Source organism: Pseudorhodoplanes sp. (assembly GCF_050250235.1).
In the GTDB taxonomy this organism is placed as follows: domain Bacteria; phylum Pseudomonadota; class Alphaproteobacteria; order Rhizobiales; family Xanthobacteraceae; genus Pseudorhodoplanes.
This window is the reverse complement of the sequence record NZ_JBFWPA010000059.1, coordinates 1-14,314: the sequence shown is the minus strand read 5'-3', so window position 1 is coordinate 14,314 and position 14,314 is coordinate 1. Positions and strand designations below refer to the sequence as shown.

At 63.2% G+C, this 14,314-nt stretch carries 13 protein-coding genes and 1 pseudogene; 11 read left to right on the top strand and 3 right to left on the bottom strand.

Features of this window, described 5'->3' with window-relative positions; translation table 11 throughout:
- Positions 1 to 22 precede the first annotated feature (22 nt).
- From AB7F49_RS22755 to AB7F49_RS22710, 10 genes and pseudogenes are all read left to right on the top strand, one after another.
- Entirely contained in the window at positions 23 to 1,135 is a 1,113-nt protein-coding gene (locus AB7F49_RS22755; protein WP_428526577.1) for a 5-methyltetrahydropteroyltriglutamate--homocysteine S-methyltransferase, read from the top strand.
- A 240-nt stretch (positions 1,136 to 1,375) separates the two neighbouring features.
- Positions 1,376 to 2,644, top strand: a complete 1,269-nt coding sequence (locus AB7F49_RS22750) for an amino acid ABC transporter substrate-binding protein (protein ID WP_428526575.1) — start codon at positions 1,376 to 1,378, stop codon at positions 2,642 to 2,644.
- A gap of 101 nt (positions 2,645 to 2,745) precedes the next feature.
- Positions 2,746 to 3,585: pseudogene (locus AB7F49_RS22745) on the top strand (caspase family protein); the annotation flags it as partial.
- Between the two features lie 84 nt (positions 3,586 to 3,669).
- Entirely contained in the window at positions 3,670 to 4,953 is a 1,284-nt protein-coding gene (locus AB7F49_RS22740; protein WP_428526627.1) for an amino acid ABC transporter substrate-binding protein, read from the top strand.
- A gap of 85 nt (positions 4,954 to 5,038) precedes the next feature.
- Positions 5,039 to 6,067, top strand: coding sequence for a uroporphyrinogen decarboxylase family protein (locus AB7F49_RS22735; RefSeq protein WP_428526573.1), 1,029 nt, complete (start codon positions 5,039 to 5,041; stop codon positions 6,065 to 6,067).
- Between the two features lie 182 nt (positions 6,068 to 6,249).
- Positions 6,250 to 7,362: a 5-methyltetrahydropteroyltriglutamate--homocysteine S-methyltransferase gene (locus AB7F49_RS22730; protein WP_428526571.1), complete on the top strand. Its 1,113-nt coding sequence runs from the start codon at positions 6,250 to 6,252 to the stop codon at positions 7,360 to 7,362.
- A gap of 112 nt (positions 7,363 to 7,474) precedes the next feature.
- Positions 7,475 to 8,590, top strand: a complete 1,116-nt coding sequence (locus tag AB7F49_RS22725) for a 5-methyltetrahydropteroyltriglutamate--homocysteine S-methyltransferase (protein WP_428526569.1) — start codon at positions 7,475 to 7,477, stop codon at positions 8,588 to 8,590.
- A gap of 142 nt (positions 8,591 to 8,732) precedes the next feature.
- Positions 8,733 to 9,590: a MaoC/PaaZ C-terminal domain-containing protein gene (locus AB7F49_RS22720; protein ID WP_428526567.1), complete on the top strand. Its 858-nt coding sequence runs from the start codon at positions 8,733 to 8,735 to the stop codon at positions 9,588 to 9,590.
- A complete protein-coding gene (locus AB7F49_RS22715; protein ID WP_428526565.1) occupies positions 9,590 to 10,750 on the top strand; it encodes an acyl-CoA dehydrogenase family protein in 1,161 nt (386 codons plus the stop codon). The genes AB7F49_RS22720 and AB7F49_RS22715 overlap by 1 nt, the downstream gene beginning before the upstream one ends.
- Before the next feature lie 11 nt (positions 10,751 to 10,761).
- Entirely contained in the window at positions 10,762 to 11,187 is a 426-nt protein-coding gene (locus AB7F49_RS22710; protein ID WP_428526563.1) for a cupin domain-containing protein, read from the top strand.
- 1 nt (position 11,188) lies between these two features.
- On the opposite strand, the gene AB7F49_RS22705 is transcribed toward AB7F49_RS22710, so the two are convergent.
- Positions 11,189 to 11,893: a hypothetical protein gene (locus AB7F49_RS22705; protein WP_428526562.1), complete on the bottom strand. Its 705-nt coding sequence runs from the start codon at positions 11,891 to 11,893 to the stop codon at positions 11,189 to 11,191.
- A 240-nt stretch (positions 11,894 to 12,133) separates the two neighbouring features.
- On the opposite strand from AB7F49_RS22705, the gene AB7F49_RS22700 reads away from it, so the two are divergent.
- On the top strand, positions 12,134 to 12,400 hold the full coding sequence (locus AB7F49_RS22700; RefSeq protein ID WP_428526560.1) for a PepSY domain-containing protein: 267 nt from the start codon (positions 12,134 to 12,136) through the stop codon (positions 12,398 to 12,400).
- 49 nt (positions 12,401 to 12,449) lie between these two features.
- On the opposite strand, the gene AB7F49_RS22695 is transcribed toward AB7F49_RS22700, so the two are convergent.
- Both AB7F49_RS22695 and AB7F49_RS22690 read right to left on the bottom strand, forming a co-directional pair.
- Positions 12,450 to 13,427 (bottom strand): calcium/sodium antiporter, encoded by a 978-nt coding sequence (locus tag AB7F49_RS22695; protein WP_428526558.1) that lies wholly within the window; start codon positions 13,425 to 13,427, stop codon positions 12,450 to 12,452.
- A gap of 29 nt (positions 13,428 to 13,456) precedes the next feature.
- A complete protein-coding gene (locus AB7F49_RS22690) occupies positions 13,457 to 14,182 on the bottom strand; it encodes a beta-ketoacyl-ACP reductase (RefSeq protein WP_428526556.1) in 726 nt (241 codons plus the stop codon).
- Between the last annotated feature and the right edge of the window lie 132 nt (positions 14,183 to 14,314).

Here is a 14,314-nt window from a genome sequence, read left to right as displayed (position 1 = left end):
AGAAAATGGGAGTGAACGTTTCATGACGCAACGCACCAGGCCGCCTTTCCGCGCCGACCAGGTCGGCAGCTTCCTGCGCCCGGAGCGCCTGAAGGAGGCGCGCGCCAGGCGTGAGAAGGGCGAGATCACCGGCGCACAGCTCAAGGCGGTCGAGGACGACGAGATCGTCAAGCTGATCCGCAAGCAGGAAGACATCGGTATGCAGCTTGCGACCGACGGAGAATTTCGGCGCACCTTCTGGCATTTCGACTTCCTCGGCGGGCTCACGGGCATCGATCTCTACGATCACACCCAGGGCATCCAGTTCCAGGGCGCGCAGACCAAGGCCTGGGACATCCGCACCGTTGGCAAGATCGACTTCCCGTCCGATCATCCCTTCCTCGAACATTTCCGCTTCCTGAAGGCGAACACGAAAGTCGTGCCGAAGATGACGATCCCGTCGCCGACGGTGGCGCATTTTCGTGCCGGGCGGGTCAAGATCAGCAAGGAGGTCTATCCCGATCTCGACGTGTTCTATGATGATCTGGGCAAGGCTTATGCGAAGGCGGTGAAGGCCTTCTACGATGCCGGCTGCCGCTATCTGCAGTTCGATGATACGGTCTGGGCCTATCTCTGCTCGGAGAAGGAACTGGCGCAGTCGCGCGAGCGCGGTGACAAGACCGACGACCTTCAGCAGAAATACCGCGACATGATCAACCTCGCACTGAAGGACAAGCCGGCCGACATGGCGGTCACCATGCATGCCTGCCGCGGCAATTTCCGATCGACCTTCATTTCGTCGGGTGGCTACGAGCCGGTCGCCGAAGTGTTGCTGGGCCAGGTCAACTTCGACGGTTACTTCTTGGAATACGATTCTGACCGCGCTGGTGGCTTCGAGCCGCTCAGATTCCTGCCCAAGGGCGACAAGCAGGTCGTTCTTGGGCTGATCACCTCCAAGAGCGGGACGCTCGAAAGCAAGGACGACGTCAAGCGCCGGATCGACGAGGCGACCAAATTCGGCCCGCTGGAGCAATTCTGCCTGTCGCCGCAATGCGGCTTTGCCTCGACCGAGGAGGGCAACATCCTCACCGAGGACCAGCAATGGGCCAAGATGCGGGAAATCGTCGAATTGTCGCACGAGGTATGGGGCAAATAGCGTCACGATCCGAATGGCTTGGCGGGCCGCCGGGCTTTCCCGCTCGGCACCCGCACCGCCATTCGCGGCGCCGGCCAAGTTGGCGCGTCCAGTCATCGCGTCGCACTATTTGTCATATTACGAAAAGGATAGAGTCTCCAGGGTTGCGCGGCGAAGTGTCGAGTTTTAAGGCTTGATGCAGCCTGAGGGATCGGGAAGAATCCCGTCACAAATCAATAAGGTCCTTTAAGGGAGGAACACATGCTTCAATACCTGACGCTCCGGCGTCTGGCCGGCACGCTTGCGGCGGGAGCAGCGGCTGTCGCGCTGCTCGCAAGCCCGCAGGCCCAGGCTCAATCCGGCGAGCCGATCAAGATCGGCTTCGCCATGGCGCTGACCGGTCCGCTTTCCCCCAATGGGAAGCAGGCGCTGCTCGGCATGCAGATCTGGGAGGATCAGATCAACAAGAAGGGCGGGCTGCTCGGCCGTCCGGTGAAACTCGTCTATTACGATGACCAGACCCAACCTGCAACGGTACCGGGCATCTACACGAAGTTGCTCGATGTCGACAAGGTCGACCTGGTCGTTGGACCGTATGCGACCAACATGATCGCGCCGGCGATGCCCGTGATCATGCCGAAGGGCAAGACCTTCATCTCCCTGTTCGGACTCGCGGTGAACAGCGAGTTCAATTATCCCAAATATTTCTCGATGATCCCGACGGGTCAGAACACCAAGCCGTCCTTCACCGAAGGCTTCTTCGAAATCGCGGCCGAGAACAAGCTCGGCACCGTCGCACTGGTCGCGGCCGATGCGGAATTCTCTCGCAATGCCTGCGAGGGCGCCCGCACCAATGCGCAGAAGCACAACATGAAGATCGTCTATGACCGGAACTATCCGCCGCCGACGACGGACTTCACGCCAATCGTGCGTGCGATCCAGGCCGCCAATCCGGATGCGGTGGTGGTTTGCTCCTATCCGCTCGACTCGGTCGGCATGGTGCGTGCGCTCAACGAGATCGGCTTCAAGCCCAAGATGTTCGGCGGCGCCATGGTCGGCCTGCAGGCCACGGTGTTCAAGACCCAGCTTGGTCCGTTGCTGAACGGCATCATCAACTATGAGACCTGGGTCCCGACCAAGCAGATGCTGAACCCAGACGCCGAGGCGTTCCTGAAGGAATATCAGTCACGCGCCAAGGCCGCCGGCGTTGATCCGCTCGGCTATTATCTCGGCACCTGGGGCTATGCCTATATCGAACTGCTCGGCAAGGCGGTCGAAGGCGCGAAGTCGCTGAACGACGACAAGATCGCCGAGTATCTGCGCACCAATACGATCCCGACCATCATGGGTCCGATCAAGTTCGGCAAGAATGGTGAATGGGCCGAGTCCGGCATGATGCAGGTTCAGTACAAGGGCATCAAGGGCAACGACATGGAGCAGTTCCGGGGCATGGATACGCAGGTCGTGGTCCATCCGGCGAAGTCCAAGACCGGCGACGCGGTCGTGCCGATGGAGAAGCTGCGTCAGTAGGTGCGGCGAATTTCGAAGCCATTGCGGCGCCGTGCGAGACAATCGTGCGGCGCCGCTTTAATTGATATATGATCATCGTGCGGTTCGCGATACAGGAGGCAATCGTGGCTTCGTTGCTTCGTCGTTTCGGCGGTGCCTTCGCCGCGGCCGCCTTGGCAACACTGACCTTGGTTGCGCCGGCGTTTGCCGAAAAGCGGGTGGCGCTGGTGATCGGCAATTCCGATTACACCCACGTACCGAAGCTCGATAATCCGAAAAACGATGCGCGGCTGATGGCCGACACCCTGCGCGCGCTCGGCTTCACGCTTGTCGGCGGTGGCCCGCGCCTCGATCTCGACGAACAAAGCTTCAGGCGTGCCGTACAGGACTTCGGCAGCGCGTTGTCCGGTGCCGACGTCGGTTTGTTCTATTTCGCCGGACACGGCGTACAGGTTCGCGGCAGCAACTACCTCGTGCCGGTCGGCGCCAACCCGGTGCGCGAGGCGGATGTCGACTTCCAGATGCTCGACGCCCAGTTGGTGCTTCGACAGATGGAAGGATCAGGCGCGCGATTGAACCTTGTGATCCTCGACGCGTGCCGCAACAATCCGTTCGGAGGCCGCGGCTTGCGCACGACAGCGCCCGGGCTCGTGCAGATGCAGGCGGCGCAGGGGACGCTGATTTCGTTTGCAACGCAGCCCGGCAGTGTCGCCATCGACGGAACCGATGGTAACAGCCCTTACACCAAGGCTTTGGCGCAGGCGATCCGCAAACCAGGGCTCGACATTTTCCGCACGTTCAACGAGGTGGGCCTCGCAGTTGCGCGGGCGACCGGCAACTCACAGCAGCCCTGGGTGTCGTTGTCTCCGATCACGGGCGACTTCTTCTTCAGCGGCGCACCGGCCGCGGCGACCGCTGCACCCTCCGCGCCGCCTCAGCCGCAGGTCGATCCGGCCGAACGTACCTGGTCGGTGATCCAGAACACAACCAGCGTGGCGGTGCTTGAGGATTTTGTCCGTCAGTTCGGGACCAGCGTCTATGGCAGCATGGCGCGTGCCCGGCTTGACGAATTGAAGCGCACTGCTGCGGTCGCGCCGCCGGTTGCGCCCGCGACTCCGCCGCCGAACACCAAGCCTGCGGTCGGTGTGTTCCCCGCGCCATCCGGGGATCCGATCAGGATCGGTCTCGGTATCGCGATGACCGGCGGTCTTGCCGGTCCCGGCAAGCAGGCGCTGCTCGGCGTGCAGATTTGGGAAGAGCAAATCAACAGGAAGGGCGGGTTGCTCGGCCGGCCGGTCAAGGTGATCGCCTATGACGACCAGACCAATGCTTCGACGGTGCCGGGTCTCTACACCAAGCTGCTCGATGTGGACAAAGTCGACCTCATCCTCGGGCCCTATGCCACCAACATGATCGCGCCGGCGATGCCGGTCGCGATGCAGAAGGGCAAGACGATGATCGGCCTGTTCGGGCTCGCGGTGAACAGCGAGTTCAACTATCCGAAATATTTCGCGATGATCCCGACCGGTCAGAACACCAAGCCCTCCTTCACCGAGGGCTTCTTCGATACCGCCGTGGCCAACAGGCTGAGAACCGTTGCGCTCGTCGCAGCCGATGCTGAGTTCGCAAACAACGCCTGCGACGGCGCGCGTCAGAATGCAAAGAAGCACAAGATAAAGATCGTCTACGACCGCAAGTATCCGCCCGCCACCACGGACTTCACGCCGATCGTGCGCGCGATCCAGGCGACGAATCCGGACGCCGTGGTGATCTGCTCCTATCCGCCGGACTCGGTCGGCATGGTACGCGCCGTCAACGAAGTCGGTTTCAAGCCGAAGATGATCGGCGGCGCCATGGTCGGATTGCAGATCAGCGCGATCAAGACGATGCTCGGACCGCTTCTGAATGGCTGGACCAATTATGAAACCTGGGCGCCGACCAGCCACTTCCTCACTCCGGAGGCCGAGGCGTTCCTGAAGGAATACCAGTCGCGCGCCAAGGCCGCCGGCGTCGATCCGCTCGGCTATTATCTCGGGACCTGGGGTTATGCGTATGCCGAACTGCTGGGCAAGGCAGTCGAGGGCGCGAAAAGCCTGAACGACGACCGGATCGCCGACTATCTGCGCAGCAATACGATCCCGACCATCGTGGGCCCGATCAGATTCGGAAGGAACGGCGAGTGGGTCGATTCCGGCATGATGCAGGTGCAATACAAGAACATCAGAGGCAACGACCTTGAACAATTCCGCGGCATGAATACGCAAACCGTCGTGGCGCCGGCGCGATTCAAGACCGGCGACGTTGTCGTCCCCTTCGAACGGTTGAGGTAGCGGCCGCGCGGCAGCAAGACGCTCACGGTCTTGCGGACGGGGCCGTGCCCCCCATGCTGGCGATCAATGAGAGAACGGATTCAGAATGCTCCTTCCCACCAGCCTCGTCGGCTCCTATCCGCAACCCGAATGGCTGATCGACCGCGAGAAACTGTCCAAACAGGTGCCGCGGGTGCGCATGCACGACCTGTGGCTCGTTCCGGAAAAGCATCTCGAAGCCGCGCAGGATGACGCGACGCTGCTCGCGATCCGCGACCAGGAGCGGGCCGGCCTCGATATCATCTGCGACGGCGAGCAGCGCCGCGAAAGCTATTCCAACCGCTTCGCCACCGCGCTCGAAGGCATCGATCTCGACAGGCCCGGCACCACCATCAACCGCACCGGCAAGACCATTCCCGTGCCGCGGGTGGCGGGAAAAATCCGCCGCATGTACCCGGTCGAGGTGCGCGACGTGAAGATCCTGCGCGCCAATACCGACCGCAAGATCAAGGCGACGGTGCCCGGACCCTTCACCATGGGCAAGCAGGCGCAGGACGATTTCTACAAGGACGAGGTCGCGGTCGCGATGGACTACGCGGCCGCTGTGAACGAGGAGATCAAGGATCTGTTCGCGGCCGGCGCCGACATCGTGCAGATCGACGAGCCGTGGATGCAGCAGCATCCGGAGAAGGCGCGCCAATACGGCCTGAAGACGCTGGCCCGGGCGCTCGACGGCGTGACCGGCACGATCGCGATCCATCTCTGTTTCGGCTATGCCCAGGTCGTGCATGAGAAGCCGACCGGCTATTCGTTCCTCGGCGAGCTTGAGAACAGCGGTGTGCACCAGGTCTCGATCGAGGCGGCGCAGCCGAAGCTCGACCTGAGCGTGCTGAAACAATTGCCGTCGAAAACCATCATCCTCGGAGTGATCGACCTCGGCGATCTGACGGTCGAGCGGCCGGAGACCGTCGCAGACCGCATCCGCGCCGCGCTCAAGGTCGTGCCGGCCGAGCGGCTGGTGATCGCGCCCGATTGCGGCATGAAATATCTGCCGCGCCCGGTCGCCTTCGCCAAGATGAAGGCGATGGTCGAGGGCACGAAGATGGTGCGCAAGGAACTGGCGGGGGCCGCGTAGGCGCTCGCTTTACCCTCCCCCTTGTGGGGAGGGTCGACCGACTGAGGGGAGCGAAGACGATCGGGGTGGGGGTGGCCGCTGTAATTCTCGCCACTACACCCACCCCGCTCGCTTCGCTCGCGACCCTCCCCACAAGGGGGAGGGTTAAGGAAGCGCGCGCAGGAGGAAGCAAGGAACTTCACATGAACAACGACACCAAGCCCCCCTTCCGCGCCGATCACGTCGGCAGCCTGCTGCGGCCGCAGTCAATCCATGATGCGCGGGCGAAGCGTGCGAAGGGCGAAATCTCCGCGGAGCAGCTCAAGGAGATCGAGGATCGCGAGATCGAGCGGGTCATCAGGAAGCAGGAAGAGGTCGGGCTGAAGGCGATCACCGACGGCGAGTTCCGCCGCTCGTGGTGGCATCTCGATTTTCTGTGGGGCCTCGATGGCGCCGAAAAGCATGTGATGGACACCGGTATCAAGTTCGCCGCGGTCAACACCCGCAACGAGGGCGTGCAGGTGACCGGCAAGCTCGGGATGGCGGGACCTCATGCGATGGTCGAGCATTTCAAGTTTGTGGCGGCGCATACGAAACAGACCCCGAAGATCACCATTCCGTCGCCGTCTGCGATCTACGGGCGGCCGGTCGCGACGCCGATCGACAAGAAAGCCTATCCCGATATGGACGCCTTCTGGGACGATCTCGGCAATGCCTACAAGAAAGCGGTGCGCGGCTTTGCCGATGCCGGCTGCCGTTACCTGCAGCTCGACGAGGTGTTCATCGCCATGTTGTGCGATCCGAACTATCGCGAGCAGATGAAGAAGCGCGGCGACGATCCGGACAAGCTCGGGCCGCTCTATGGCGACCTGATCAATGCGGCGATGTCGGATATTCCATCCGACATGACCATCACCATGCATCTGTGCCGCGGCAACTATAAATCGACCTTCATGGGGTCGGGCGGCTACGAGGCGGAGGCCGAGGTCCTGTTCGATCGCATCAAGGTGCACGGTTATTTCATGGAATACGACACCGACCGCGCCGGCGGCTTCGAGCCGTTGCGGCGGGTGCCGAAGGATCGCCGCATCGTGCTCGGTCTCGTCACCACCAAGTCTGGCGAGCTGGAGAGCAAGGACCTCATCAGGCGCCGGATCGACGAGGCGACGAAATACATCAGTCTCGATCAGCTTTGCCTGTCGCCGCAATGCGGCTTCGCCTCGACCGAGGAAGGCAATACGCTGACCGAGGAGCAGCAATGGGCCAAGCTGCGGCTGATCGTCGAGATCGCCGACGAGGTTTGGGGAAGCAGATAAAAGGTCGTCCCCGCGAAGGCGGGGACCCATTTTCCAGAATGGTGGTTATGGGTCCCCGCTTTCGCGGGGACGACAGCCATCTCGCGCATCAGGTTCACGTATCGAGGAAACCATGTCGAATTCCAACACCACCGCCCCCTTCCGCGCCGACCATGTCGGCTCGCTTCTGCGCACCGCACCGCTCAAGGAAGCGCGCATCAAACGCGAGAAGGGCGAGATCGATGCCGCCGCGCTGAAAGCGGTCGAGGATCAGGAGATCAAGAAGATCATCAGGAAGCAGGAAGAGGTCGGCCTGAAGCTCGCGACCGACGGCGAGTTTCGCCGGTCCTGGTGGCAGTTCGATTTCTTCAAGCAGCTCGACGGCGCCGAGTTGGTGAAGACCGCGCATGGCATCAAGTTCGCGGGCGTCGAGACGCGGCCCGAGGACATCGCGGTGACCGGCAAGCTCGGCTATTCCGGCAAGCCGATGATCGACCATTTCGAATTCCTGAAGGCGAATTGCTCAGCGGGAATCACACCGAAGATGACGATTCCGTCGCCGACCGTGCTGCAATATCGCGTCGGGCCGAAGCCGGTTCAGGACGGCATCTACAAGTCGACCGAAGAATTGCTGCACGATCTGGGACTCGCCTATCGCAAAGCAATCAAGGCGTTCGGCGACGCCGGCTGCCGCTATCTGCAGCTCGACGATACGTCCTACGCGCATCTGTGCGACAAGGAGCGCCGCGCGATGCTGCAGGGGCGCGGCGAGGATCCGGTCCGGCTCGCCAATGCCTGGGCCGACATGATCAATTCAGCGCTGAAGGACAAGCCGGCCGACATGGTTACCGCCATGCATCTGTGCCGCGGCAATTTTCGCTCGACCTTCGTGTCGTCCGGCGGCTACGAGCCGGTCGCCGACGTGCTGTTCAACAGAATCGGCATCGACGGCTATTTCCTGGAATACGATTCCGATCGCGCCGGCGGGTTCGAGCCGCTGCGCTTCGTGCCGAAAGGCAACAAGCGCGTGGTGCTGGGTCTGATCACCTCGAAGACCGGGACGCTGGAAAGCAAGGACCTGCTGAAGAAGCGGATCGAGGAGGCGACCAAATTCGTGCCGCTGGAGCAGCTCTGCCTGTCACCGCAATGCGGCTTCGCCTCGACCGAGGAAGGCAATGTGCTGGCCGAGGACGAGCAATGGGCGAAGCTGCGGCTTTGCGTCGAAGTGGCGCAAGAGGTGTGGGGATGAAACCCTCCCCCCGCGAAGCGGTGGGGAGGGTCGACGCGAACGAAGTGAGCGTCGGGGTGGGGGGCTGTCGCGCAATCGCCCCCCACCCCCGTCCCCACCCCACCAGTAGCACCCCTCACGGGGGGTGGGGGGCCCTAGCGCGATGCCGATAAACTCCGCCGCTCTCCTCGCGCTGCGCATCCCCGATACCGAGCAGACCTATTCCGAAAAGGACGTCATCCTCTATGCGCTCGGCGTCGGCCTCGGGCAGCATCCGACCGACCCTCGCGAACTCGCTTTCGTCTACGAGAACAATCTGAAGGTGCTGCCGACCTTTCCGGTGGTCCTCGGCTTCGAGCCGTTTCTGTTGCGCGACCATAACACCGGCGTCAATTTCGAGATGGCGGTGCATGGCGAGGAGCATCTGATCCTGCACCGGCCGCTCGAAACCTCCGGCACCATCATCGCGCGCCACCGCATCCTCGATGCGATCGACAAGGGTGTGGGCAAGGGCGCGCTTCTCCTGACGGAGCGGGCCATCTCCGACAAGGCGACCGGCGAACCACTCGCCACCATCCGCCAGACCGTGTTCTGCCGCGCCGATGGCGGCTTCAGCCGCGGCACGCGGCCGTCGCCCCCGGTGCATTCCATTCCTGAGCGCGCGCCGGACCTCGTCTGCGACTTGCAGACCCGGCCCGAGACGGCGCTGATCTACCGGCTCTCGGCAGACGTGAACCCGCTGCATGCCGATCCGGAGGTCGCGCGTGCCGCGGGCTTCGAGCGGCCGATCCTGCAAGGCCTCGGTACCTTCGGCGTGGCCGGACATGCGATCCTGCGCAGCGTCTGCGACTATGACCCGTCGCGGCTCAGGTCGGTCGCCGGCCGCTTTTCGGCGTCGGTGTTTCCGGGGGATAGCATCCGCACCGAAATCTGGCGCGAGGGCGCTATTGTGAGCTTCCGCGCGCGGGTGATGGAGCGCGATGCGGTCGCGATCAGCAACGGCCGGGCGGAGATTGGGTAGTGCGTGACGATGACGACGATCTCTCGGCGATCCGCGACAGCGTGCGCGCGCTGTGTGCGGACTTTCCCGGCGAGTATTGGCGCGCGCTGGATCGCGAGCGCGCCTATCCCACCAAATTTGTCGAGGCGCTGACCAGGGCCGGCTTCCTCGCCGCGCTGATCCCCGAACACTATGGTGGCAGCGGGCTGTCGATGCGCGCAGCGGCGGCGATCATGGAGGAAATCCATGCCGCGGGCTGCAACGGCGCGGCCTGCCACGCGCAGATGTACACGATGGGCACAGTGCTGCGGCATGGCAGCGACGCGCAAAAGCGCGACTACCTGCCCGCCATCGCGCGCGGCGAATTGCGGCTGCAGGCGTTTGGTGTCACCGAGCCGACATCGGGCACCGACACGCTGTCGCTGCGCACCACCGCGGTTCGTGATGGCGACGATTACGTGATCAACGGCCAGAAAATCTGGACCTCGCGTGCGGAATATTCCGACCTGATGCTGCTGCTCGCGCGCACCACGCCGCGGAACCAGGTGAACAAGCGGACCGACGGACTGTCCGTGCTGCTGATCGACATGCGCGCGGTCAAAGGCAAGGGGCTTACGATCCGCCCGATCCGCACCATGATGAATCACGCCACGACGGAGGTGTTCTTCGAAAACATGCGGGTGCCGGCCTCGTCGCTGATCGGCGAAGAGGGCAAGGGGTTCCGCTACATTCTGTCGGGGATGAATGCGGAACGCATCCTGATCGCGGCCGAATGCATCGGCGACGCGAAATGGTTCATCGCCAAGGCCTCGGCCTACGCCAGGGAGCGCAGCGTGTTCGGACGGCCGATCGGTCAGAACCAGGGCGTGCAGTTTCCGATCGCGCGGGCCTATGCGCAGATGCGCGCCGCCGAACTGATGGTGCGCGAGGCCGCGGAGCGCTACGAGAGCGGCGCCGATATCGGCGAGGAGGCGAACATAGCGAAGCTGCTCGCGGCCGATGCGTCATGGGCCGCGGCCGACATGTGTGTGCAGACCTTCGGCGGCTTCGGCTTTGCCGAGGAATACGATGTCGAACGCAAGTTCCGCGAGACCCGGCTCTACCAGGTGGCGCCGATCTCGACCAACCTGATCCTGTCCTATATCGCCGAGCATGTGCTCGGCCTGCCGCGCTCATATTGAATGGTCAGCCCATGTCCCACACCGCCGCCGACATCATCCGCCTGCTCGACCTGAAGCCGCATCCCGAAGGCGGGCATTATCGCGAGACCTTCCGCGATACCCACACCGATCACACCGGTCGCGCGTATTCGACCGCGATCTATTTTCTGCTCGCGCGCGGAGAGCGCTCGCACTGGCACAAGGTTGATGCGGTCGAGACCTGGCACTGGCATGCCGGGGCGCCGCTGCGGCTGGATATGCACGACAACGGCAGGCGCGTGGCCGTGATGCTCGGCCCCGATCTGGCCGCCGGGCAACGGCCACAGGGCATCGTGCCCGCCGATGCCTGGCAGGCGGCGGAATCGCTTGGCGACTGGACGCTGGTCGGCTGCACCGTAGCGCCGGGCTTTCAGTTTTCCGGCTTCGAGCTGGCCCCGCAGGGCTGGTCGCCGGATTAGATCAGCGGGAGCGCAAGGCGGAGCGATAGACGCGTGGGCCGTAATAGCTGAGCCGCGGGGCGAGCAGCCGTAGCGCGGGCACCATCAGCAGGCCCGCGATCACAGCCTGCAGGGTCATGCATATCACCTGGATTGTGCCGCTCTGGAACGGCGAGAGTGCGGCCGATACCGCGAAGCTCGCCAGCGCCGATGCGGCAACATGACCAAGCCCCCAGGCGATGCCCGACAGAACCACCCACCCGAACAAACCGAAGGCTGCGCGCCGCAGGCTCAGCGCCTCGGCGGCGCCAATTGCAAGTCCATAGATGAATCCGGACGAGAGGACGGGTAGCAATGCGCGCGCGGCGGATTGCAGGCTCGACATGGCCGCGCCGGAGCCTGTCAGCACTTCCGGCTCGGGCGGGATGAAAAAGACGCTGATACCGGCAATCGCTGCGCACCACCACAGCATGGAAAAGCGGGCAAGCTTGTCACGCATTACGCTGCCGCGCAGGTAGCCGAATGTCAGCCCATAGATGGCGGCGACCGCGATGTCAGCCGAAAGCCTCATGTATAAGGGATCAAATCCCGGCACTCGGGATGAGATTGCGGCGGCGCTTGCCGCACCGCCAAGGCACAGAAGCTGGGCGAGCGGATAGGCGATCAGCCAACGCTTCGTGACTCCCGGCAAGGATTGCTCGCCAGGATGGACGTACGAATAGGACATTCCTGCGCCTCCGCGCACAGTGATGTCCGTTGGTCGCATCGGCGCGCGATGAGGTTCAATGACGCATCGTGGCGCGGATCGTCGCAGTCGATATGTCGCACGCGCGCTTGTTCAGGAAATGCGGCTTGCGGCCGATTTTCACGAGCCTCATCCGCGCGCGGCCGATTGTCCCGGCTGTGGAAACATCCGCCGCTGCAGGTGTTCTGTCGGCTGACCCCGGGCACGACAGGAGCATCGACCATGCTGAAATTGCGAATCACTATTGCCATGATCGGATTCGTTGCGATCGCGGCGGCGCTGCCGGCCCGCGCCCAGGCGCCGCAAGCCCCAGCCGTCTCGCTCGAACAGGTGACCAAGATGGCGCGCGACAATGGAATGGTTCTGATCCGTCAGATCGAGCTGGACGACGGAAAATGGGAAGTCGAAGGCCGCGACCGGACCGGAGAGAGGCGCGAACTCCATTTCGACGCCACCAGCGGCAAGTTGCTCCGCAACGAACGCGATTGACGTTGCCATCCCTTGCTTCTCGCGTGTTCTGGAAGTCCGCGTGTGACTTTCAGGACTGCCAGATGAAGAATACGTAGCTCGCGTAGAGTACGAGCATCAGTGTGGCCTCGCGCTGGGAAATGCGGTAACCGGTCCAGGCCAGCCCAATCACCAGCCCGGCGACGGCCACCATGACCGGATTGCCGTAATGGGCGATCGTCATCGGATAGACCGTTGGCGCGATCAGACCGGTGGCTCCGGCAATACCGAATACGTTGTAGATGCAGGAGCCGAATACGTTGCCCAGGGCGACATCGGTATTCTTGCGCAGCGTTGCGGCAACCGATGTGACAAGTTCGGGCAGCGTGGTGCCGATGGCGACCACCGTCAGCCCGATCACGCTCTCCGACACCTGCAGCCCGCGCGCCAGATCGACGGCGGCATCGACCAGCCATTGCGCGCCGAGCACGACAAGCGCAATGCCGCCGATGATCTGGCTCACCGACAGTGCAAGGCTTCCCGGTCCTGCCGCAGGCTGGGAAGCGGACGGGATGACTTCCGCTCCCGCCTCGCCGCGCTCATACGGCGCCGTGTGGTCCTTCGGCTTGCGCCGCTCGATCTGGATCGACCGGAAGATGTAGAGCGCGAGCAGGGCGACATAGGCGGCTCCCACCGGGCGCGAGAGCGGCGCTGCGATCGAAAGCAAGGTAAAAACCAGGATCGCCGTAAACACCACGGCGCCATCGAACCTGAGTGACCGGGAACCCACGTGGATCGGCCGCAGGAGCGCGCATACGCCGAGAACCAGCAGCAGATTGGTGATATTGGCGCCGACAATGTTTCCGAGCGCGACCCCCGGAGCACCGGCCAGCGAAGCGCTTACCGATGTCACCAGTTCCGGGGTCGAGGTTCCGAAGCCGATCAGGAGGCCGATCAGCAGGGCGGAGACGCCGAGCCGCTGCGCGATCTGCACCGCGCCGCTGACCAGAAGCTGCGCGCCACCGATGAGGAACACGAGGCCGGCGATGAAGAAGAACAGCTTTTCCATCGCCGCAGCGGTGCCTCATGCTGGTGGCGTCAGGCCATGTATTGCCCGCCATTCGCGGTCAGCGTGGAGCCGGTGATAAATCCTGAATCATCGGAGGCAAGGAACACCACGCAGCGCGCGATTTCCTCCGGCTCGCCCAGCCGGCCCATCGGGATATGCGGCAGGATGCTTTTCTCCAGCACGTCCTTCGGCACCGCCTTCACCATCTCGGTGCCGATATAGCCCGGACAGATCGCGTTGACGGTGATGCCGCTCTTGGCGCCTTCCTGCGCGAGCGCCTTGGTGAAGCCGATCTCGCCGGCCTTGGCGGCGGAATAATTGACCTGGCCCATCTGGCCTTTCTGGCCATTGATCGAGGAGATGTTGATGATGCGGCCGAACTTGCGCGCGCGCATGCCCTCGATGACATGGCGTGTCATGTTGAACAGCGAGCCGAGATTGGTGCCGATCACCGCGTTCCACTGATCCGCGGTCATGCGATGGAACATGGTGTCCTTGGTGATGCCGGCGTTGTTGACCAGCACTTCGACCGGGCCGAGTTCGGCCTCCACCTGCTTGATGCCGGCGCCGCAGGCCTCGAAATTCGACACGTCCCACTTGAACACCGGGATGCCGGTTTCGGTCTTGAACTTCTGCGCGGCCTCGTCATTGCCGGCATAGCTCGCCGCAACCTTGTAATCCGCGGCCTTGAGCGCCTTGCAGATTGCTTCCCCGATCCCGCGCGTTCCCCCCGTTACCAGCGCCACCCGAGCCATTGCTTCCCCCGTTGTCTTGTCCGGTCATCCAAGCCGGAAAACCTACACTAGACACGTAGATGGCCGGGGCAAGCCCCGGCCATGATGCAAGTCAACCTGTTGCGGCGTCTCGACGCTGCGGCGCAAAACGCC

Bases quoted from the DNA above. Each gene is read 5' to 3' on its own strand.
- AB7F49_RS22755 (WP_428526577.1), top strand. From the start codon at position 23: ATGACGCAACGCACCAGGCCGCCTTTCCGCGCCGACCAGGTCGGCAGC.
- AB7F49_RS22750 (WP_428526575.1), top strand. From the start codon at position 1,376: ATGCTTCAATACCTGACGCTCCGGCGTCTGGCCGGCACGCTTGCGGCG.
- AB7F49_RS22740 (WP_428526627.1), top strand. From the start codon at position 3,670: ATGGCGCGTGCCCGGCTTGACGAATTGAAGCGCACTGCTGCGGTCGCG.
- AB7F49_RS22735 (WP_428526573.1), top strand. From the start codon at position 5,039: ATGCTCCTTCCCACCAGCCTCGTCGGCTCCTATCCGCAACCCGAATGG.
- AB7F49_RS22730 (WP_428526571.1), top strand. From the start codon at position 6,250: ATGAACAACGACACCAAGCCCCCCTTCCGCGCCGATCACGTCGGCAGC.
- AB7F49_RS22725 (WP_428526569.1), top strand. From the start codon at position 7,475: ATGTCGAATTCCAACACCACCGCCCCCTTCCGCGCCGACCATGTCGGC.
- AB7F49_RS22720 (WP_428526567.1), top strand. From the start codon at position 8,733: ATGCCGATAAACTCCGCCGCTCTCCTCGCGCTGCGCATCCCCGATACC.
- AB7F49_RS22710 (WP_428526563.1), top strand. From the start codon at position 10,762: ATGTCCCACACCGCCGCCGACATCATCCGCCTGCTCGACCTGAAGCCG.
- AB7F49_RS22705 (WP_428526562.1), bottom strand. From the start codon at position 11,893: ATGTCCTATTCGTACGTCCATCCTGGCGAGCAATCCTTGCCGGGAGTC.
- AB7F49_RS22700 (WP_428526560.1), top strand. From the start codon at position 12,134: ATGCTGAAATTGCGAATCACTATTGCCATGATCGGATTCGTTGCGATC.
- AB7F49_RS22695 (WP_428526558.1), bottom strand. From the start codon at position 13,427: ATGGAAAAGCTGTTCTTCTTCATCGCCGGCCTCGTGTTCCTCATCGGT.
- AB7F49_RS22690 (WP_428526556.1), bottom strand. From the start codon at position 14,182: ATGGCTCGGGTGGCGCTGGTAACGGGGGGAACGCGCGGGATCGGGGAA.